The 21,459-nt window shown below is 53.7% G+C and carries 19 protein-coding genes; 3 read left to right on the top strand and 16 right to left on the bottom strand.

Features of this window, described 5'->3' with window-relative positions:
- Genes RHH53_RS04775 through RHH53_RS04790 form a run of 4 tightly spaced genes read right to left on the bottom strand, consistent with a single transcriptional unit; the run spans position 1 to position 2,544 of the window.
- Positions 1-702, bottom strand: a complete 702-nt coding sequence (locus RHH53_RS04775) for an MgtC/SapB family protein (RefSeq protein WP_310437864.1) — start codon at positions 700-702, stop codon at positions 1-3.
- A gap of 3 nt (positions 703-705) precedes the next feature.
- Positions 706-2,082, bottom strand: coding sequence for a magnesium transporter (gene mgtE / locus RHH53_RS04780; protein WP_302676640.1), 1,377 nt, complete (start codon positions 2,080-2,082; stop codon positions 706-708).
- Positions 2,083-2,095: 13 nt separating this feature from the next.
- The gene (locus RHH53_RS04785; protein WP_310453268.1) at positions 2,096-2,344 is read right to left on the bottom strand and encodes a hypothetical protein; all 249 of its coding nucleotides are present in this window, start codon (positions 2,342-2,344) and stop codon (positions 2,096-2,098) included.
- A 44-nt stretch (positions 2,345-2,388) separates the two neighbouring features.
- Positions 2,389-2,544 carry a hypothetical protein gene (locus RHH53_RS04790; protein WP_206201287.1) on the bottom strand — a complete coding sequence of 52 codons (156 nt, stop codon included), beginning with the start codon at positions 2,542-2,544 and terminating at the stop codon, positions 2,389-2,391.
- A 712-nt stretch (positions 2,545-3,256) separates the two neighbouring features.
- Between RHH53_RS04790 and RHH53_RS04795 the strand changes: the two genes are divergently transcribed.
- Positions 3,257-6,979: an EAL domain-containing protein gene (locus RHH53_RS04795; RefSeq protein WP_310744165.1), complete on the top strand. Its 3,723-nt coding sequence runs from the start codon at positions 3,257-3,259 to the stop codon at positions 6,977-6,979.
- On the opposite strand, the gene RHH53_RS04800 is transcribed toward RHH53_RS04795, so the two are convergent.
- The 5 genes from RHH53_RS04800 to RHH53_RS04820 all read right to left on the bottom strand — a co-directional run bounded on the left by RHH53_RS04800 (position 6,976) and on the right by RHH53_RS04820 (position 10,883).
- On the bottom strand, positions 6,976-7,425 hold the full coding sequence (locus RHH53_RS04800; protein WP_206201289.1) for a hypothetical protein: 450 nt from the start codon (positions 7,423-7,425) through the stop codon (positions 6,976-6,978). The genes RHH53_RS04795 and RHH53_RS04800 overlap by 4 nt on opposite strands.
- 9 nt (positions 7,426-7,434) lie before the next feature.
- Complete coding sequence (locus RHH53_RS04805) at positions 7,435-8,604, bottom strand: cysteine desulfurase family protein (RefSeq protein WP_310744166.1); 1,170 nt, start codon at positions 8,602-8,604, stop codon at positions 7,435-7,437.
- A gap of 54 nt (positions 8,605-8,658) precedes the next feature.
- Positions 8,659-8,889, bottom strand: a complete 231-nt coding sequence (locus RHH53_RS04810; protein ID WP_149817400.1) for a hypothetical protein — start codon at positions 8,887-8,889, stop codon at positions 8,659-8,661.
- 135 nt (positions 8,890-9,024) lie between these two features.
- On the bottom strand, positions 9,025-10,233 hold the full coding sequence (locus tag RHH53_RS04815; protein ID WP_310744167.1) for a ribonuclease Z: 1,209 nt from the start codon (positions 10,231-10,233) through the stop codon (positions 9,025-9,027).
- Between the two features lie 2 nt (positions 10,234-10,235).
- Complete coding sequence (locus RHH53_RS04820; protein WP_302678993.1) at positions 10,236-10,883, bottom strand: DUF3386 domain-containing protein; 648 nt, start codon at positions 10,881-10,883, stop codon at positions 10,236-10,238.
- A gap of 163 nt (positions 10,884-11,046) precedes the next feature.
- Here RHH53_RS04820 and RHH53_RS04825 point away from each other — a divergent pair, with 163 nt between their 5' ends.
- Positions 11,047-11,580: a P-loop NTPase family protein gene (locus RHH53_RS04825; RefSeq protein ID WP_206201293.1), complete on the top strand. Its 534-nt coding sequence runs from the start codon at positions 11,047-11,049 to the stop codon at positions 11,578-11,580.
- A gap of 12 nt (positions 11,581-11,592) precedes the next feature.
- On the opposite strand, the gene RHH53_RS04830 is transcribed toward RHH53_RS04825, so the two are convergent.
- The 6 genes from RHH53_RS04830 to RHH53_RS04855 form a co-directional block, all read right to left on the bottom strand.
- Complete coding sequence (locus RHH53_RS04830; RefSeq protein ID WP_310801574.1) at positions 11,593-12,459, bottom strand: alpha/beta hydrolase; 867 nt, start codon at positions 12,457-12,459, stop codon at positions 11,593-11,595.
- 173 nt (positions 12,460-12,632) lie between these two features.
- Positions 12,633-12,830 carry a hypothetical protein gene (locus tag RHH53_RS04835; protein ID WP_206201295.1) on the bottom strand — a complete coding sequence of 66 codons (198 nt, stop codon included), beginning with the start codon at positions 12,828-12,830 and terminating at the stop codon, positions 12,633-12,635.
- A 120-nt stretch (positions 12,831-12,950) separates the two neighbouring features.
- Positions 12,951-13,763, bottom strand: a complete 813-nt coding sequence (locus RHH53_RS04840) for a carbon-nitrogen hydrolase family protein (RefSeq protein WP_206201296.1) — start codon at positions 13,761-13,763, stop codon at positions 12,951-12,953.
- A 60-nt stretch (positions 13,764-13,823) separates the two neighbouring features.
- The gene (locus tag RHH53_RS04845) at positions 13,824-14,021 is read right to left on the bottom strand and encodes a hypothetical protein (RefSeq protein WP_206201297.1); all 198 of its coding nucleotides are present in this window, start codon (positions 14,019-14,021) and stop codon (positions 13,824-13,826) included.
- Positions 14,022-14,465: 444 nt separating this feature from the next.
- On the bottom strand, positions 14,466-15,530 hold the full coding sequence (gene queA, locus RHH53_RS04850; protein ID WP_206201298.1) for a tRNA preQ1(34) S-adenosylmethionine ribosyltransferase-isomerase QueA: 1,065 nt from the start codon (positions 15,528-15,530) through the stop codon (positions 14,466-14,468).
- Positions 15,530-17,401, bottom strand: a complete 1,872-nt coding sequence (locus tag RHH53_RS04855; RefSeq protein ID WP_310744169.1) for a serine/threonine-protein phosphatase — start codon at positions 17,399-17,401, stop codon at positions 15,530-15,532. The genes queA and RHH53_RS04855 overlap by 1 nt, the downstream gene beginning before the upstream one ends.
- Positions 17,402-17,844: 443 nt before the next feature.
- Between RHH53_RS04855 and RHH53_RS04860 the strand changes: the two genes are divergently transcribed.
- The gene (locus RHH53_RS04860) at positions 17,845-20,163 is read left to right on the top strand and encodes a diguanylate cyclase domain-containing protein (RefSeq protein WP_310453263.1); all 2,319 of its coding nucleotides are present in this window, start codon (positions 17,845-17,847) and stop codon (positions 20,161-20,163) included.
- On the opposite strand, the gene RHH53_RS04865 is transcribed toward RHH53_RS04860, so the two are convergent.
- Positions 20,158-21,420 carry a PAS domain-containing sensor histidine kinase gene (locus RHH53_RS04865; protein WP_206201301.1) on the bottom strand — a complete coding sequence of 421 codons (1,263 nt, stop codon included), beginning with the start codon at positions 21,418-21,420 and terminating at the stop codon, positions 20,158-20,160. The genes RHH53_RS04860 and RHH53_RS04865 overlap by 6 nt on opposite strands.
- Positions 21,421-21,459 lie beyond the last annotated feature (39 nt).

Consider the following 21,459-nt stretch of genomic DNA (forward strand, 5'->3'; position numbering starts at 1 on the left):
TCAACCATACTCCTGCTCTGTAATGCGCCAGCGCGCCGAAAGAACACTGGGTTCTAAACTCAAGCGGCTCACTAGCCCTTCTACAAAGTCATCATTGCGCTCTTGACTGAGGAGTTCTGCTTCAATATGGACGCGATCGGGGGTGTCTTCAATATCCTCGCTGAGGAGCGATCGCAACTTCAGCCGACTGCCCGCTAATGACTGCAACAGCAGTGCCCGCAAATGAGCCTCTGCCTCAGCACGGCAGACAATATCACAGCGATAGCACAACTCCACTTCGGTGCCCTTGAGGGGCTGCTGATTGATGCGATAGCCGAGGGGACGCAAGAGCAGATTGGCCACGAGCACTGCCACTGCTCCTAAGGTTGCCTGATAGAGTAATCCCGAACCACACAGTGCCCCCACCGCCGCTGCACACCAGAGAGTAGCGGCCGTATTCAAACCCCGTACTGAGAGGCCTTCCCGCAGGATCACGCCCCCGCCGAGAAACCCAATACCAGAGACAATTTGGGCGGCAATCCGCGTTGGACTCGCTTCCCCCGGCGTCAAAGCCGAGAGCATGACAAATAGTGCTGCCCCCGTTGCCACGAGGGTATTTGTGCGCAGACCGGCCATGCGTTGCCGCCATTGTCGCTCCAAGCCGAGGGCTGCCCCAAGACAAAAGGCTGCTACCAAACGGACAATAAAATCACTCGTTGACATCGGTTAAAACGACAGCCCTAGGAAGACACTCACCAGATAGAAGTAGAGCAACAGCCCTGTAAAGTCCTTGATGGTTGTGATAAAGGGATCCGCCGCTGGCCCGTGGTCAAAGCCCAACTTCAGCAACACCCAAGGAAGCAATGCCCCTAAGATCGCCGCGAAGGTAATTACAACAAAAAGTGAAATCCCTACAGCCAGTCCCAGTTGGGGAATGTCGTTGGGTAGCCCTTGCCAGAAGAAGGCAATCAAGCCGCCAGCAGTTCCCAAGATAAGACCCATGATCGCACCAATGCGAAACTCGCGAAAGAGATAACCGCCATAGCGACGAATATCAATGTGCTGCCAAGCAAGACCACGGGCAAAGACAGTGGTGGATTGGGTACCGACATTGCCTCCCATGTCCATGACCACAGGAATGAAAATGGCTACGGCAACGACGGCTTCCAGAACTTCCTCAAAGTACTGAATCACGCCGCCAACAATCATACCGCCAATGAGGGTAATGATCAGGCAGATAATCCGCAGTTGCACTGCATAGCGAATGGGACCGCGCACCAGTCGTTCACTCCAAGCTTGATCGCGGTTGAGCAAGTTGCCCACACCTGCTTGCGCCAAAATGGTGCTCGTTGCCTCCTCCTCAATCAGGTCAATCACATCATCAAAGGTGATATCGCCCACCAGTCGCCCCTCTTGATCCACCACAGGAATAGCAGGGACATCGTATTCCTTGAGGAGTTTGGCTGCGGATAGTTCCGGCGCGGTCACAGCGATCGCCAGTTCCTGTCCTTGCACCAAATCTTGAAGCGGCTGGTGGGGATTTGCTTTCATCAACTGGATCGGCTGCACAAAGCCACGATAAAAGCGCTGTTCATCAATGACAAAAATAATGCTCAGGTCATTAATATCCAAGGAACTCTCACGGATAGCGGCGATCGCCTGCTCCACGGTCAAGTCTTGCCGCAGCGCCAAGTAGCGCAGATTCATGCGCCGACCAATTGTGCCCTCAGGATAGCCCAACAGCAGGTTCACGGCGTCGCGGGATTCTGAGCTTAACTGGCTGAGCAACCGTTTGGTGACCTTGGCAGGTAATTCCTCAAAGAGACGCACCCGTTGATCGGCCTCAAGGGCTTCTAGAAAATGCAGAATCTCAGGATCCGTCATCCCTTCAATGAGGGTTGCCTGCTCATCGGGAGTCAGGGCTTCAAAGACTGCGATCGCCTTGTCTTTTTCGAGGAGGCGAAAGGCCAATACCCGCTTATGGGGGTCAATTTGGCGCAGGGCGCGCACTAGCTCAGGAATCGTCAGTTGGTTGGCTGTCCGCTTGGCAGCACCGAGACCCTGCGGATAGGTCAGCAGATCATCGAGGGGATTGATTACCATCGCATTGCTCCTTCTATGGTTGACAATTTAGGGTGGGTGAGACAGGGGCATAGGCTTCGCTCAATTGATGCCAGAGATCAGCCAACTGGTTGTAGGCTTCGGATGTAGAAAGTTTCCCACTCGTATGGAGAGCAGCAATAAACCCTGCTCGTTGAGCAAATTTCTGCAGGTAGGCATCAAAGGTCAGCGCGTCTAGGGTGACGTGCCCACGGTAAAGGGTATAGGGGCACAGAAATGCCTGCTTTGCATCGTGGGTTATCATGGTTCTAAGCTCCATTGAGAAACGACAATAGGATGTTTTAGGGTTTAACGAGACAACTCAAAGGGTGAGAACTCTCCCAAGTGGGCGATCGCTTGGCTCATGACCGTAATCATCAGGTGGCCAAGGGCAACACCCAGCACTTCCGAAAGGGTAATTCCCAGCATTTCGGCCATCATGCTGAACAAACAAACTTCAAACATAGAAACTCTCCGTTGCTAATGGTTTTGCCACGCAACAACTTGAGCGATGAAAAGTAGTCGTTCAATAAAAACGCTTGACTACGGGCGATCGCTCTCAACAACAAACAGATTTGAGCCAGCCAACCTTAGGCAGACTCAGGTAGATACGAGACTGAGACCTATTGACCAATTTGCTTCGTGATCCATCTCCATTTGCAGATCGACTGCCTTGGAACGCGCGGAGATGAACCAGAAGTTCAAGCCATTAGGCAGCAGACAAGTCTGAATTCACCTCGGCGATCCTTAGGGGAGAGAGGCTCCACCTATGGCAGGGATCTTCATTAGCGGAGATGGGGTCACCAGAAGCAGCATTACAGTGACTCCTACTAGACTCCATTAAGAAAATCTCCAAAAATAGACAAATGCCAGCAGCCTAGGAAATCTTCCAACTGCCAATAGGCATTTTAGGGGGTGAGCAAGTCTTTGTCAAGGATCATATGAACAGCTAGGGCATTGCAGTGGGGCATTTCTGGTCGTATCGCCCTTTTCACAGCGATCGAACACCCTCACCCCGGTAAAAGCCCCGATGGCAGAGCACCGCACTCCCGTTATGTCGCTGATATTTCAGGAAAGGGCTGTCATTCGCTAAAATTGTTAATCATTACTTAAAGTTTTATAGTGTAAAACGTCCAGAAGTATCTTAATGCGTGATAAAAATTGTGGATTCTAGCGAATGATTATAGATGAATTTGAGCACTTTACTGAATTATTGGTCAACTACACCGATGATCTCATTTGCCTGCACGAACCGGATGGCAACTATTTATATGTGACTCCCTCCAGCAAAACCCTTTTAGGCTATTCTCCTGGAGAACTGATTGGTAAGAGTCCCTACACATTATTTCATCCTGAGGATGCAGAGCGCATTCGCAGTGGTGCCCATGCCCTCGCCCTGCAAGGCAGTGTGAATGTGATAGAAACCTATCGCATCCGCAAAAAGCATGGCGGATATGTTTGGTTGGAAACCCTCACGCACCCCATTTGTGATGCAGGGGGAAATGTTTTATTTTTAGTCTCCACATCGCGGGATATTACCCGTCGCCGTCAACTCGAGCTAGAGCTACAAGCCAAGCAAGAACTACTGGAAGCCTTTTTTCAACAATCCCTTGAGGCCTGCTTCTTCATGATGTTGGATCAGCCCATTCGCTGGGATGACACGGTCAACAAAGAGGAAATCTTGGAGTATGTCCTTGATCATCAGCGGATTACGCGTGTCAACAGTGCCTTTGCCCAGCAGTATCAATTACCGCCGCAGGAGCTGATTGGCCTGACGCCGCGCATTTGCTTTAAGGATGATCTGGAACTCGCCAAACGGCTGTGGCGAGCACTCTTTGATCTGGGCTATTTTCACATTGAAATTGAACTGCACCGCCGCGATGGTAGCTCCTTTTGGGTTGAGGGGAATTATGTGTGTCTCTACAACCAAAATAAGGAAATCATTGGCCACTTTGGTGTGCAGCGGGACATTAGCGATCGCATGCGTCTGCAAGCAGAAATTGCCCAAAAAACGGCTGAATTAGAGTATTTCTTTGGCTCCTCCCTAGAGCTATTTATGATTGCCGATAGTGAGGGACGGCTGCGGCGGGTGAATCAACACTGGCATACCTGCTTGGGCTATGACCTGAATCGGTTGGCAGGGGCAAAGTTTGAGGAATTTCTCCACCCCGGCGATCGCCCCCGCCATCGGGAGATGCAGCAACGTCTCCTTGCTGGGGAGCAAATCAGTAACCACACAATTCGCCTGCGCACCCAAGGGAGAGACTATCGCTGGTACGAATGGCAAGGCCTGCTCAGTCAAGGGCGCATCTATGGTGCTGCACGGGATGTCACGGAACAGCGCCAATTTAGCGATCGCCTGCAAGCGGCCTACAACCAAGTGACTGATATTTTGGAGAGCATGTCGGATCACTTTTTTGAAGTGGATCGCGACTTCACAGTTATCTATGTCAACGGAAATTTTTGCCGTCTAGTGGGGAAATCTGCCTCAGAGATGCTGGGGAAAAACCTCTGGGATCTCTTTCCCGATGCCCGCAACTCAATTTTTGAAAGCCAAAGTCGGCGGGCAATGGCAGAGCAAACTCCCGTCCAATTTGAAGCCTTCTATGAGGGGCTGAACCAATGGTTTGCGGTACGGGCTTTTCCCACTGGCCGAGGCCTTGCGGTTTTCTTCCAGAATATTACGCTTCAGGTGGACTCCACTACTTCGTTACAGCGACGGCAAACCCAAGCGGAACTCCTGCATCGGCTAACCTTGAAAATTCGCCGTTCCCTTGATCTGGAAACGGTTCTTAAAACCGCCCTTGAGGAAGTGCGTCAACTGCTGGGGGTCGATCGCACCCTCATTTTCCAGTTCTATGCCGATGGCCGGGGTGAGGTGGTGGCTGAATCGGTGGCGGCACCGCAGTTTTCTCTCATGCACCGCACCTTCTATGACCCCTGTTTCCACCGTGAGTCTGCCGAAGCCTATCTTCAGGGGCGGGTACTGGCGGTTGCTGATATTAACACCGCTGAAATAACCCAGTGTCATCGCGACTTTCTCAACCAATTGCAGGTGCGTGCCCTCTTAGTGGTACCGATTATTGAGGAGGAACGTCTCTGGGGATTACTCCTGTGCCACCACTGCTCTTCTCCTCGACCTTGGGCGATTGACGAGGTGGAGCTGATCCGCCAACTGGCCGAACAACTGGGCTTTGGCATCAACCGTGCCGAATTGGTCAGTGCCCTCCATCAGGAAAAGGAACGCTATCGGCGTGTGCTGGAGGCACAGACAGAATTGCTCTATCGCTGTACCCCTGAGGGACATCTCACCTTTGGCAATCCCGCTTTCTTTCGCTATCTTGCTGCTGCGGGCATCAATTGTGATCTGGGGGATGTGCTCCAGCATCCCTTTGATCCGCTGACGCAGCAACGCTTCCAGCAGCATCTGCAAGCCCTCACCCCCACGCAGCCCATCAGCACGATTGAATGTGGCGTGACTTTTGGTGAAGGACGTTTTGCTTGGTTTGAATGGACAACCCGTGCTTTTTTTGATCACCATGGCCGCTGTGTGGAGTATCAATGTGTGGGGCGCGATATTACCCCCCGCAAGGAAATGGAGGATCGCTTAATTCACGATGCCCTCCACGATGCCCTAACGGGACTGCCGAACCGCACCCTGCTCCAAGACCGATTGCAGCATTGCTGGCGGCAGTATCAACGCCATCGCGATCGCCCCTTTGCGGTTGTTTTTATTGATATTGATCGCTTTAAGCGGGTTAACGATAGCTTGGGACACCAAGCAGGAGATCAGGTGCTGATTACCCTTGCCCAGCGGATGCAAAGTGTGGTGCCGGAGGGGGATACCTTGGCTCACCTGAGTGGCGATGAGTTTGTGGTGCTGTGTGAAGATCTGGATCCTGAGCAAATGGTGGCTCAGGTAGAAGCACGGGTTGCCGATCTAGAGCGGGTGATTCAGGAGCCCTTGGTCATTGATGGCCATCTGTTAAGTCTCAGTGCCAGCATTGGCGTCACCTTTAGCGATCGCGCCGACACCTCGGCCACTACCCTGTTGCGGGATGCCGATATTGCCATGTACCAAGCGAAAAAACAGGGGCTGGGGCAGTATCGGATTTTTGACCCGCAAATGCACACCCAAGCCCAGAGTTGCTTTACGCTGGAGAGTCAACTGCATCAGGCGATCGCCAACAGTGAGCTACAGGTCTATTTTCAGCCCATTGTTGAACTGGAGAGCGGGGCGATCGTGGGTCTTGAGGCGCTGAGTCGTTGGTTTGATCCTGAAAAGGGTGAAATTCCTGCCGCCGAATTTATTGCCCTTGCGGAGCAAGCCGGTCTCATTGTTAGCCTTGGCCGACAGGTCTTTGAACGGGCGATGCAGGAATTCAGCCAGTGGCGGCAACAGGACAGCCGTCGCCAGACCATGACCTTGGGCATTAATATCTCGCCTCAACAACTGGTGGATGCCAACTTTGTCAGTGATATTTTGGCGGCGCTGCGCCGTGCCCAATTGCCCCCTCATCTGTTGCATCTGGAGATTACGGAAACGACCATGATCCGCAACCTTGAAGCCACATTGCAGGTGGCCGAGGAACTGCAACAACTGGGAGTTGCCCTCAACATTGATGACTTTGGCACGGGCTATTCCTCCCTGAGTCGGTTGCATCAGTTGCCGATCCACGCCCTGAAAATCGATCGCTCCTTTGTCCAGAGCTTAGAGCAGAGCCAAGCGGCCCAAGAAATTATTGGTGCCGTGATTGCCCTCGGTAAAAGCCTGCGCTTAGATGTGGTGGCAGAGGGGGTGGAGACAGCAACCCAAGCCGCCCAATTAATCGACCTCGGTTGTCGCTATGGCCAAGGCTACCTCTTCTATCCACCATTGCCGATTAATCGCTTGTCCTAGGACTTGCTGCTGGTATCCTCATGGGGAAGAAAGGGCAGGCTTTCCCACCAACTTTGATAGTTTTTCGTCATTTCCTGCCACCAGTCGGCGGGCTGTTGCAGTGCCTGTTGCAGGCGATCGCGCTCCTGTTCGAGACGTTGAAGGTTCATCTCCAGTTGGTGATAGGTGGTTTCTAGGGTGGTGAGTTGAGCATTGAGGGCTTGGTGTTGCTGTTGCCAGTAATCGCTGCCTGCTCGCAATTGTTGATTTTCGGCGGCTATTGCCTGAAGTTGGTGCTGGAGTTGATTGCAGTGATCTTGCAGTCGCACGACTTCGGCTTCGAGGGCGGCTTTTTGCGAGGGGTGTTGTAGCGATCGCAGAATCGTCCACAGCAGAATCAGGGTGGCAACCACGCCATAGCTGGCCAGTGCCCAAGTCCCCTGTGCAGATAATGCCGCCCACACCATGGATACACCCTAGGAAAGAGATACCGCTAAGGGGGGGGCGATCGCCTCTGCAAGATATTGCCGCAGCACTATGGCCAGCCAATCGACATCGGCAGCGGTGGTCTCTCGCCCCAAGGTAATGCGTATTCCCGCTTTGGCGGTTTCAGGATCGTAGCCCATGGCCAAGAGGGTGGGACTGGGTTGGGTTTGACCACTTTGACAGGCGGATCCCGCACTAATGCCAATGCCCGCAAGGTTGAGTTGCCGTACAAAGGTTTTGCCATTCAAGGGCTGGCCGTGGCGATCGCGCACGATCAAACTCAAATGATGGGGCAACCGCTGCCATGGATGCCCTGTTCGTTCCACTTGGGGATGATCCTGCAACTGCTGCCACAGGCGATCGCGCAGTTGAGCAAGGCGCATCGGTTCTGTCGCTAGTTCAGTGGCGGCCCATTCCGCTGCCACCCCAAAACCCACCAAGGTCGGCACTGCTTGGGTTCCCGCCCTGAGGCCCAGTTCTTGTCCCCCGCCACGCAAGAGCGGTTCTAGGGGTACCCCCGATCGCACATAGAGCGCCCCCGCTCCCTGAGGGCCATAAATTTTATGACTGGACAGCGAGAGTAAATCCACCCCTAGCCGTTGCACATCCAAGGGAACTCGTCCCGCCACTTGAACCGCATCCGTATGGAAAAGCACCCCCGCCTCTTGGCAAATGGCTGCGAGTTCAGCAATGGGTTGCAGCGTGCCCACCTCACTTTGGCCGTAGATGATCGAGACCAAGACCGTGTTCGGTTGCAGGGCCTGCCGTAGTTGGGCGGGTTCCACCTCTCCCCAGGGATTCACCGCTAAGCGGGTCACTTGCCAGCCTTGAGCTTCAAGGGCAGCCGCCGGTTTGGCCACCGCCGAATGCTCGACCGCCGAAATAATCAGATGCTGAGGTTGGCGATAGCGTTGGCAAATTCCCCACAGGGCAAGATTATCCGCTTCTGTGCCCCCAGAGGTAAAAATGATTTCATCCGCTTGGGCATGAATCAGTGCTGCCACCTGCATCCGTGCCTGCTCAAGGGCGATCGCTGCACGTTGCCCCCACTCGTGAATACTCGATGGATTACCCCACTGCTGTTCATAGGCCGCCACCATCGCTGCAATAGCCTCTGCTCGACAGGGGGTTGTTGCACCATAGTCGAAATACAGTTGCATGGGCAGGAGCAGCTCCCAAAAACCAATGGCGGAACTGTCATAAAACCCAGTCCCTTAAGCCAATTGTAACCGATTATTCCCTAGCTCCTTTTTGCTGCCAAACCGCTGAATCTGAGAGATGACTTGAATTTCCCCCGCAATAATCCCCGTAACCAGCTCCTGCATTGCTTGATATTCCGTGGCGCTCAGGGAACGCTGCCACAATAATTCATTGATCTGCCGCTCTTGAGCAGGGGTTACGATCCGAGTCGCCTGAATACGGCGGATTAGCTCCAGCAGCGTCATACATCAATCCCCTTGCAATTTGCGTGTATGGTCTCAACTATGCCAGTGCTTCACAAAGCTTAACTGTGATCAACAGCACACAAAGACGTTGATCTCAATCACAAGTTCCTATTTGAGACTGAAAATAGTTGCTCTTTAGAACTCCACGTTGAGGGTGTCCCATGCCACCTGCGGATACAGGCGTTCGAGTTCCTCTAGGCAGGTAAACTTTTGCTGCCGCCGCCGCTCCAAAATCGCATTGGCTGTAGCAGCGTCAATTCCCAGTTTCTGCCGCATCTGCTGGCGCGTGGCACGGTTGATGGCGATCGCGGGGGTATTTTTCTGCGCCACCTGATCTGCTGTTGGCTCCCCTTTGTCTACACTGGGCGTTGCCAGTACTTCTGGATTGCTGCAGGAGACTTCCTTGGACATCACGCCATTGCGGGGAATCTCATAGCGCAGGAAATCACGCGCCAGACGAGTATTGGGGAAAATGGCTTGTGCTTCCGCAAGCAGATCCTCCACCTGCACGGGATTGCCGGGGGCGTAGCGGGCACTAAAGTGGGTGAGGAAGAGCAATTTCACTTGGGCAAAGGTCGCCACCTGAGCCGCCATCGTGGATGTAGAATGCAGCCGTGCAAAAGCCAGATCCGCCTCCTGATGGGAAAATGTCGCCTCGTGGATGAGGACATCCGCCTGCTGGGCTAACTCAACCGCGCTTTCACAAAAGACTGTATCGGTGCAATAAACCATACTGCGCCCCCGCTGCGGTGGATCACAGAAGTCGCGGCCATCAAAGGTGCGGCCATCTGCGAGGGTGATCGTTTTGCCCTGCTTGAGTTGACCATACAGTGGCCCAAAGGGAATTCCCAAGGCTTGGGCTTTTTCCACATGAAAGCGACCGGGGCGATCGCTCTCAGTGACGCGGTAGCCAAAGGCAGGTACTCGATGATGCAGCAGCCGACAGGTCACCGTAAACTCGCCATCACTAAAGACTTCCCCCGGCTCGACGGTATGCACCTGCAACTTGTAGGGAAGCCGCATCACAGACCAGCGCAAACAACTGGCAATGTAGCGATCCAATGTCGGCGGGCCATAGACATCAATTTGACTCACGGTTCCCGCAAGGCCACAACTGGCAAGCAAGCCCATCAGGCCAAAGATGTGATCGCCGTGCATGTGGGTAATGAAAATGCGGCGGATCTGACTGGTTCGCAGGTCACTGCGCAGCAATTGGTGCTGGGTGGCCTCACCGCAGTCAAAGAGCCAAATTTCCTTGCGCTGAGGCAGCCGCAGAGCCACACTGGAAACATTGCGGGTGCGGGTGGGTACCCCAGAACTGGTGCCTAGAAATGTAATTTCCACGCTTAGTCGTCTAGGAGTTGCAGGTCATCAAAACGAATTTCCACGGTGCTGGTTTGGCCATTTTCATGGGTGCGCACCACCTGCCGGCTCATCAGGTAGTAATTGCCGACGGGCACATAGGTATCCTCAAACTCCATTTGCCGCAGCACTTCGTTGGTTTGCGGATTGCGGAAGACAGCCACATAGTTGGTGGAAATGTAGCCTGCACCGGTATCAAGGGCTTCACGGTGGGTAATGGCAAAGGCAACTCGCCCCATGACACGGCTGACATAGACAATTTGATTGTCCCGCACCTTGTAGTTCGACCCCATGGCGTCACCGCTAACGAGGATTTCCACTGCCCCACTGGCGTCGGTTTCCCCAGTTTGGAAGGTGTTTTTGCCGTGGGCCTCTTCAAAACGGTTGCGCTTGCGGTGGACAATCACATCCCGCAATTGGTTGTAGAGGGATTCGCGAACTTGTTCGTCTTCTATGCCACTCACTTCAACGGCGTAGTCGCGGCTCACTTTTACCTGCCCGTGGTACGTGCGATCGCCCTCAATGAGCGTGACCTTGGCCGTAAAGCCGGGAAAATTCTCATCCCATGTGTAACGATTTTCGTAGGCAGCGCGAAAGAGCGCCTCAGCATCAAGAGCCTGTGTCGCTGGCATGGGGGCATCCTCAGTAACAGTCACATTGTTTTAAGATAACTCAATTTTCTGACCCCTTGACGACCACGTATATCTAGTGTTCACTAGGGTTAAATCATTGCGCACTACACTAGATGTATAACCCCTAGGGGGTCGTTCTCCTTTTTAACTGGACAGGAACACGATGGTGGCACAACTCGCGGTTTCCGTTTCTGAGGCAGGCTTGCCCCTAACCTATGGTATTGAGGGAGTGGTGCAGGTGTTTACCTGTCGGCAGCGGCACTTTTTCACCACGGTCATGGCGCAAGCGTTGCGGGTAGCTGCTCAAGGCAGCAGCGTCATCATTGTTCAATTGCTCAAGGGGGGAATTCAAACGGGGATTGAACACCCGATTCAGTTGGGACAGCATCTCACGTGGTGGCGACCGGCGCTGCAACGCTGTTTAGGAGAAACGGACACCCTGACTCCTCAAGAAAAGGCGGCAGTACGTGAGCTATGGCAGCATCTGCAAACGACGGTGCAAAGGGGGGAGTATCGTCTGGTGGTCTTAGATGAGGTGAGTGTGGCCATTCAACTGGGGGTGCTGAGTGAAGCGGAGGTATTGAACTTTTTAGAGAATCGTCCGCGGACGCTGGATGTGATCTTGACGGGACCTGAAATGCCGGAATCGCTGCTGGCGATCGCTGACCAAATTACACAGTTGCGGCGTTTAATTTAGGTTGGTTTAGGTCTAATTTAGGGCAGCAGAAACGGTCTCTAGCCACTCTAGCAAATACTCATTGACCAAATCGGGTTGCTCCTGCTGCACAAAGTGGCCACAGTAGTCCAAGTATTGAATTTTCAGTTCCTTGACGTAGGCTTCCGTGCCGTAGGTGAGTTCCATACCCAAGGTGGGGTCTTGGCGCCCCCAGAGCATCAAGGTTGGTACATCTAGGACGCCCCACTCCCGACTCCAGAGACTTTGCAACCCGGCACGGTAGTAGTTGAGCATTCCCGATAGGGCACCCCGTTGGGCGGCCGCATCCTGATAGCGGGCAATGTCCACCGCCCGAATTGCCTGCTGGTTCACCGCTGCCCAGCGAAAGATTTGGGCGATCGCTCCATAGCCCCCCCACTCCAAGAGCAGCTCCGGCAGCCACGGCAGTTGAAACAGCAGCATATAGCTACTGCGCAACCATTGCTCGAAACTCAACAGTTGAAACTTAGCAGGATGGGGACAGGCTAGCACACTCAGGGTTTGAATCCGCTGCGGCACCGCATAGGCCACGCCCCAAGCCACCATCCCTCCCCAATCATGCCCCACCAAATGACAGCGCCGATAGCCAAGGCCGTCAATGACACCAACAATGTCGAGAATTAACTCGTCAAGAACATAGCTAGCGGTATCTTGGGGTTTATCGCTGAGATTATAGCCGCGCAAATCTAGGGCAACGACTTTGTGCTTTTCCGCCAAGACAGGAATTTGATGTCGCCAAGAGTACCAAAACTCGGGAAAGCCATGGAGCAGCAGCACTAACTCCCCTTCTCCTTGGGTGACATAGTGGAGGCGAATCCCATTGGAGACAATAAACTTATGGATCCACGGGCCTTCAATCATATGCACCTTGGGGGCTGGCACTTTACCACTATAACCAAGGGAACGCCAAAGGATAGGGTTGCCCCAACCTCGAATATCAACCCCCCCAAGGAATGCACCGTGAGGGTAATCTGTGACCTCAGGAGTCAGAATGCTGCTCGTAGAAGGGCAAGGCTTACAATTCTTACCAATTTTTAATAGGCAAGGGTTTCGAGAGCCTGACGCAGGTAAGCGGTAACGCAAGCATCGAGATCCGTGGGCTGCTCAACGACAACACTGGCCTGCTTTTCACTGAGCCAACGCTGAAAACCCGAACTGTGGGCGATCGCCCGCTTCAGGGAGTTCCAAACCTCGGCGGAGGCTTGCGGATTGGGAACCGTAACGCTATCCATAGATACTCTCCTAGTGGGTTTGGAGTGAGGGCAAGGATTCACCTATGGTTCTACGATAGCGTAGGAAACTTCCCCCGGCTGTATGCCATGTTACGATTTATTGCAGAATTTGCCCAAAACCTAGAAAAAGACGCGATGTTGCAGGCAGGGCATTTGCTGGCGCACCTGTTCGAGGCGGCTGGGTTCAATGGCCGCAATGGCGAGGCCGGGGCGATCGCCGGCATCCGCCAAAATGGTTCCCCAAGGGTCCACAATCATGGCATGGCCATGGGTTTGCCGCCGCGCATAGTGAATTCCCGTCTGAGCCGGTGCAATCACGTAGCAGGTATTTTCAATCGCCCGCGCTTGTAGGAGAACTTGCCAGTGATCTTTACCCGTGAAGGCGGTAAAGGCCGCCGGCACAAACAGCACCGTTGCCCCCGCTTGGGAGAGCGCGCGGTAAAGTTCTGGAAAGCGAACGTCGTAGCACACCGACAAGCCGATATTCCCCAGTTCCTTACTGGGATAGACAGAGGGCAACTGCCGTCCCGCTAGCACTGTGCCCGATTCGTGGTAGATATTGCCATCGGGCAAATCGACATCAAATAAATGTACCTTTTGGTAACGGCTCAATTCTTCTCCGCTAGGACCAATGAGGACTGCTGTGTTATAGACTTTGCCTGCAGTTGCTGGTACTGGGTAGCCACCCCCCACTAAGGTAATCTGAAATCGCTGCGCCATGCGTTTCAAAAAAGCCTCAGTCCGCTCAGCGATTGTTGCCGCTTGGGCGACCTTCTCGCGATCGTCACCGAGAAAAGAAAAGTTTTCTGGCAACCCAATGAGTTCTGCTCCCCGTCTCACCGCCAATTCAATCAATTCTTCTGCCTGCGCCAGATTTGCCTCAAGATTCGGTTGGCTCGTCATTTGTACTGCGGCAGCGAGATAGGATTTCATGCCCATTGAAAAAAAGACAGCAATCCCTCATTCTATCGTCACAATCTGCCTAGGGCAAGTCTAGCGAGAACGCAGGTTCCGGAAGATCGGATTGCGTTGGGTCGGAAGCTGATGCTCATGGGCAGTGCGGTAGGCCCAAAAGACATAGCCGGCAATAAAGAGGTTCAACAGCACGACTAGCAGTAGCTTGGGACCACTAATGGGATGCAAGCGCGGCGTTTTTTGCCGTGTTTTTTGGGGTAAGAATTGAACGGCCATGGCTGCTCTCAGAACGCAACAGTTCCAGAGTCCACCATCATTAGTCGTTGTTCACTCTCAATTTGTCTTCTCTGGCCAATAATGGCGACGTTCCGGTTGCCCCTACTATAGATCGCTACCCCATTCGCCACCCAGCATCTGAAATGTTTTTTAATGCCTAGTCACAAAACTACACTATCGCTCAGACGCCCCCAACATGCCCCTAAAAAGCCATCCGCCCCCAAGGAAGGCCTTAGGAGCGGTCTGGTGGTTATCGTGGGTATCAACTGCTAGGAGAAGTGGCCTCCTAGGTGTGATTTCAAATCAACAGATGGAGAACAACTCTTCCCTAGAGCTGAGCTACTCCAAAACGACGACCCAAGCGTTTACTACTATCTGCCATGGGCATCACCTCCATCTCCCTGAACGGTAGTTTGCAAAACAACTGGCTTTAAGATAGCACACTCAAACGGTATTGTGGCAAGCGCTGGGCAAAATGAGCATGGCATCGCCAAAGGAATAGAAGCGGTACTGGCGATCGATGGCCTGTTGGTACAACTGAAGCAACCGTTCGCGGCCAATAAAGGCACTGACGAGCATCATCAAACTAGAGCGGGGCAGATGAAAGTTGGTAATGAAGCCCTCGACTATCTTGGGCTGATACCCCGGATAGATATAGAGATCACTCTTGCCACAAAAGGGCTGAAGGGTGCCGGATTGGGCTGCCGTTTCTAGGGAGCGAATAACAGTGGTACCGACGGCAATAATCCGTCCTCCGTCAGCTTTGGCGGCCTGAATCCGCTCGACGGTAGCAGCTGGTACCTCAATCCATTCTTCGTGGAGATGGTGATGGCGAATATCGCTGGCCTCCACAGGACGAAAGGTGCCAATGCCCACGTGGAGCGTCAAAAAACAATGATCAATGCCGTGATAGGCCAACTTACTCAAGAGTTCGGGGGTAAAGTGCAAGCCAGCGGTTGGCGCAGCCACAGCACCGGGACGGCGAGCATAGACGGTTTGGTATTGTTCAGTATCTTCAATGGGGTTGTCAATGTAGGGAGGTAAGGGCACTTCCCCTAGGTGATCAAGATAGGACCACAGGCGATCGCCCGGCGGCAGGTCAAATTCAATCACCCGGCCTCGGGTCTCCTCATCAATGGCCTGTACCGTTGCTTGCAGTGTGCCGATTTGAATCACGGCTCCAGGGCGCAATTTTCGTCCCGGTTTGACAAGGGCTAGCCACTGGCGATCGCTCAATTCTTCGAGAAGAAACACCTCAACGGTACGGCCAGAGCCGCCCACTTTTTGACCCCTCAGCCGTGCCGGAATCACCCGTGTATCATTGAGTATTAGCAAATCCCCCGGTTGCAACAGTTGCGGTAGCTCATAGAAGTGGTGATCGGTAGCAGTCTCCTGTGCCACCACCATCAGGCGGGAATGATCGCGGGGAGAAACGGGCTGTTGGGCAATCCGTTCCGGCGGCAGGTGATAGTCGTAGGCGTCGAGGGAAAAATCGTCAGAACTCGGCATTATTGGGGTGGGGTCAACGGTGAGGGGGATGGCTCTACCACAGAGCGATTCATAGAAGTCATCACAGCCAGAAAGCCAAGGGCAGCGGTGGCAACGCCCACAGCCACCAGCAGTAGCAGCCACGCTTGGAAACGAGACCTTTGGGCTGGCGGCGGTTTAGGTTGGGGTTGAGGGGGTTCCACAATCTGGGAAACCGTCAGGTCGAGATCCGCTGGATCGGGTGGGGGGACGTAGCCCATTGTAATGTCTGTCACCTCTGGCAACTCCCCTTGACAAACAATATCGCTGTAGTCCAAGTCAATGACACCCGCTGCATTCTTCACCCGACAGTGAATGAGCACCACCGTCACATTGTCATGGCCATTGAGGCGATTGGCAAGATCAATGAGTTGTTCGGCCGCAGCAGTGAGGGCAAGCTGACCTTGGAGCACAGGCAGGAGGTACTGTGGCCAGTAGGTTTCGACACGATTAAAATCACTGAGGCCGTCGGAACACAGCAAAAGAATTCCCTCTTCATCCAGTAAAAAGCGTTCTACTGTGGGGTGCAGATGCTGGGAGGGTGCCATCCCCAACGCTTGCACCAAGGAACCACCATAGGGCAGCTCAAGGGCTTGATGGTAGGTACTCATCCCCAAGCGCACATCACGGCTGGCCACATCGTCATCGAGGGTGAGCTGGTAGCAGCCCCAGCGGTTGATCCAGTAGGCGCGGCTATCGCCAATGTGGGCAAGGTAAAGATGGGCGTGTTCAATCAGGGCACCGACAACTGTGGTTCCCATGCGCTGGCGTTCGTGGCGCTGCTCCGTATCATTGCGTTGATTGATTGCATCATTGGTGCGGCGAATAGCGGTTTGAATCGCCTGTTCAACTGTAGCAGGGGACATCTCCAGCAGCTTGAGGGGGGTTAGCGTCTCCTCAAGAATGTCAATGGCCAAACCGGAAGCGACATCGCCCCCTTCATGCCCCCCGACGCCATCACACACGAGGGCGAACACCTGTGATTGGCTCGTGAGATCCCGCTCTGGAAAACACTTGTCCTCATTGCGAGTCCGACTAGGCCCTTGGTCGGAGCGGCTAGCAATATCGTAGTGGTACTCATAGCCAAGGCTGTCGAGGGCCTGTTGAAACAGCGTCTCTAGGGTTGCGCGAATAGATTCAGGGGTGGTTTGCTGAGGATCCTGCATGTGTTGACACAGGATCGTGAAGGCCTGCTGAAAGTTTTCCCCTTGATCAGCAAAGCTGAAATGGGTTTGCCAGAATTTGCCAAGGTCAGCCAAGGTGGGATTATGGCCTGCTTGCAGTTGCAGCAGCCGCACAAGGGATCCCTCGGCTCGCAAAAGCTGGGGATTGAGCAGTGTGAGAGCCACATTTTCTGCCACCAAGGCTGGCCAAAGGGAGATGATTTGCCATAACCAGTTGAGGCGGCGCACTAAATTGGCTTTCTCCCAGATGGTGGTGAGGGGAGCGGCATGGGTGAGACCGGGGGCAATTTGGGCATCGGCAATGTCAATGCAACTGACGGGGGCATGCTCAAGGAGCAACAGTTCACCTTCAGGGAGGGAAAGGGCGCCAAATAATTCCGGGACATGGGGACGCTTGGGAAAGAGGCGCAGATAGGGACGGTAGAGCTGGGAGGTGTTGTCCACACTGGGCGCTGGCTCCCCCGGCAATAGGTCTAAGAGCAAGTGTTTACCTTGCACTAGATAGCGATCGCCCAACAGTTCACCCACCCTGTAGGGATCCAAACCAGAACCGATCGCCCACAAGTAGCGTTTCAGGAGTGGCACCTGACAGTGGCAACACTCAACTTGGTGAATGGAATTTGCAGTGCCACACTCTGGGCAAATGAGATTAGGTGCAGGTGGATTCATCGCTTCAATCCTGAGGGGGCTGCCGCAGTCACAATCACCCGCAGCAGGTACGCACAACGTCTCTGATCCAGTAATTCGCTAGTCCATAGCAGCAGCGAATAGAATACATTCAATTCCCTATCCTAGCTTTTCTCCGGCAACAGCGGAATATCCCAGTGACAGCTCTTTGGCGATGGAGCGAACACACTCAAAACGGTGAAAGCCCCTACAGAAGAGACTCACATCCCATATTTTAGACAAGGGCTTATTCAGCCCTGTCAACATCCCTGATGTTGCCACGAACTATCAAGATAGAATTAGAATAATTAATCCGCGGTAAAAAGGATCACAATTAGTGATACAAACTTTTGTAAGTGTTATTTTTATTTATCAGAACAATTAAAAACGGTAGACGCAACTTTAGACATCACTTTAACAGTATATCTTGGCGAAAGAGGGGCACTATGGAGCAATTGAATTCAGGCTTAAATTTGCAAGCCTTGGTACAGGCTCAGTTAGTGACGATCGCTCCAAGGGGCTCCTTCAATGAGATTCTCCAAGGATTACAAAGCAACCAAGGATTGGGTTTAGTCGTCGAAGAGCAGGGACAGTTTCGGGGCTTGATCACCCAACGGGAAGTGATCCGTGCCCTTGGTAAGGGTTACTCGCCACAGGCGATCACGGCTGCCCAGATCATGCTGCCATCGGATTATTGCCTGCGCCTCAGTGATCTGGATGATCCACTGGCGATTTTAGGGCGTTTTCGCTACTTGGGCGTGGATGCCCTTGCCGTGGTCAATGAATCGGGACGGGTTGAAGGACTGCTGACCCGCCAAGCCTTTCGGGAGAGCCTGCGCCCTGTGGATCTCCTGCGAATTAAACGGGTGGCGGAGGTGATGGTACCCGATGTGGCCACCATTGCAGCGGAAGCTTCGCTACAGGAGGCCGCTGTCCTGATGACCGAACGGGGGGTCACCAGTTTAGTGGTTCCTGAGACATCCGCCTCGGGTGTGCTGCCGCGCGGCATTATTACGGAAAAGGATATTTTTGAGGCACTGCAGGGCCAAGGGGGAGTGCTCACAGGAACCGTTGGCAGTATTATGTCTCAGCCCGTGCTGACCGTGAAGCCCAATCAAAGTTTGTGGCAGGTGAATCATTTCCTCAAGGAGCACCAAGTGCGGCGGGTGGTGGTTGTGGACGATGATGGTCAAATGGTGGGGATTGTGACCCAAAGTAATCTTTTGGCGGCCATTGACATTACGGAAGCTCAAGGGGTGATTCAGGTGCTAACCCAAGAGCTCAATAAGGCCACGGCGGAACTGCGCTGGCAACTGTCACGGCAACAGGCGATTACGGTGGCGATTACGGAGAGCGAACAGCGCTATAACACTCTGATTAGTCATTTGCCCGTTGCGATCTATCGGCGCGATCGCGATCGCCTGTGGCGGTTTAGCTATGTTAGCGATCAGATTTATCACCTCACGGGTTACTTTCCCCAAGATTTACCGGATCTGCGCCAGATTATCCCAGCGCCGGATTTGGCCTTGGCGGAACGGGATATTGAACAGGCAATTCGGCAGCAGCGTGCCTACAGTACCACCTATCGCATTCAACACCGCGATGGTTGTTTCCGCTGGTTGAGCGATCGCGGGCAGCTAGATCCCCAGAGTCACATGCTCCATGGGGTGCTGTTAGATGTGTCGGAGCAACAGCGCACAGAAGAGCGGCTAAAAACTGCCCTAGAGCGGGAAATGATTGTCAGCACAATCATTCAGGACATTCGCCAGTCGATTCGCTTAGAGGACATTTTGCAGCGGGCAGTTACCAGTATTCAACAACTGCTTCTGAGCGATCGCGTGCTGATTTACCGCTTTTTAGCCGATGGCAGTGGCGTTGTGGAAGTGGAAGCCACCACCTCGCCGCAGTATTCAATCCTAGGTCAAGTGATTCACGATCCCTGTTTTAGTAAAGAGACAGCGCAGCGGTTTCTAGAAGGACGCACTGTGACCATTAGCGATGTCAATCAAGCGCAATTACAGGATTGCTATCGTGAGCTCCTAAGTAGCTTGCAAGTTCAGGCGAATCTAGTAGTGCCCCTGCTGCAAGGGCATAACCTGTGGGGACTCCTAATTGCCCACCAGTGTCGTGGCCCTCGCCTCTGGCAGCGGGAGGAGTTGTTCCTACTGCAACGGATTGCTGAACCCCTAACAGTGGCACTGCAGCAGGCGGAGATGTATGCCGCGTTGGAAGCCGCCAATGCCAATCTGCAGCAGATGGTGTACATTGACAGTCTAACGGATATTGGCAATCGCCGCTGCTTTGATGAACTCTTTGCAAAGGAATGGCGACGCTGTCAGCGGGAGCAACAACCGTTAAGTTTAGTGATGCTGGATATTGATTGCTTCAAAGCCTACAACGATCACTACGGCCATTTGCAGGGCGATCAAATTCTCAAGCAGGTAGCAGAAATTTTAGAAAGCCATCTACAGCGGGCAGGGGATTTGGCCGCGCGCTTTGGTGGGGAAGAGTTTGCCCTGCTGCTGCCCAGTACCGACCAAAGGGGAGCTATCCATATTGTTGAGAAGATTCAGGCAGCGCTGGCGGAGGCTAATATCACCCATGCTAAAAGTACCGTTGGGCCAAAGCTAACGGCCAGCTTTGGGATTGCAACGACGCTGCCCACTCCAGAGCATGAGCCAGCCATGTTGTTGCATCTGGCGGATCAGTGTCTCTACGAGGCGAAGACCCTTGGGCGCGATCGCTGGGTCGCCAAGGAACTATAGCGAAGTCAGAGGCAGATAAATACGCAGCCATGCGCCGCCATAGTCGGGATGATTCGCCGCCTGCATATAGCCGCCATGGCATTCAACAATTTGGCGAGCAATGGCTAATCCTAGGCCACTACCACTACCGACGGGGGGCATCCGTCCTTCACTATCCGTAGGAATCACAAAGCGATGCCGCCGTGCCTGTGCCCGATAAAAGCGTTCAAACACATAGGGTAAGTCCTTGGGGGGAAAGCCACTGCCCGTATCAATGACTTCGAGACACAGATAGCCCCCCTCGCGATCGCTCAGCAGCCGCGTCAGCACTTGACCACCCACAGGGCCGTATTTAATGGCGTTGTCGTAAAGATTGACCAGGAGCCGAAACAGTTGCGATTCATTGCCGCAGTAGGAAAATTGCTCTGGGCCTGTGTACTCGTGGTGAATGTTTTTAGCCGCAGCGAGGGGGGCGAGGGATTGCCACGCAGTATCAATGAGTTGGACAAGGTCAAGGGGATGCCGCTCAAGGCTATCGGCGGGAGTGTGACTCAGGCGGTTTAACTCTAGGAGTTCTTGAACAAGGAGGCTGAGGCGAATAATTTCCTCAAGGAGGCGATCGACCCAATCCCGTAAGGACTCCGGCACCCGTTGTTGTAGGGTTTCAGTCACCAAGCGCAGGGAGGTCAAGGGGGTTTTCAGTTCATGGGCGACATCCGCTGCCCAGCGATCGCGCTCATCCCGCAGCCGCACCACCTCTTCGCAGTCCTCAATAAATACACCCACATGCCCCTCGCCAAGGCAGAGTCCCCGTGCCCGCAGGGGTTTGCGCTTGGTTTGCCCCGTCGGTGTGAGGTAGGCATAGAGCCATTCCTGCTCCCGCATCGTTTCCTCTTGGCGCACCTCTTGGATGAGACAGTCCAATTCATAGGAGCGCACCAGTTCCAAAACAAGGCGGCCTTCGGGATGCACCAAACCAAGGAGCGATCGCGCCGCTTCGTTACAGCAGACCACGCAATTGGCCTCATCCACCTCCAAATAGGCAATGGGGGCATATTCAAGGAGCGTTTGACAGCGCAGCATTTTCTGACGGCAGCGTTCTTGTTCCTGAAGCTGTTGGCTGAGTAGGGTTCGCAAGCGTTGCCACGGTGAGGATTTGAAGGGGCGAGCCGCGTACTGCTCAAGGAGCGTCTCCAAAGCGTGTCGCACTTGCTGCCACTGCCAGAACCAGACCATTAGCCCCAACAGCAGGCCAACCCCAAAAAAGATCAACTCCATGCCTAAGTGTCAGAATCGCCTCTATTCTAGGATTATTCC

The organism is Thermosynechococcus sp. PKX82, assembly GCF_031583255.1.
In the GTDB taxonomy this organism is placed as follows: domain Bacteria; phylum Cyanobacteriota; class Cyanobacteriia; order Thermosynechococcales; family Thermosynechococcaceae; genus Thermosynechococcus.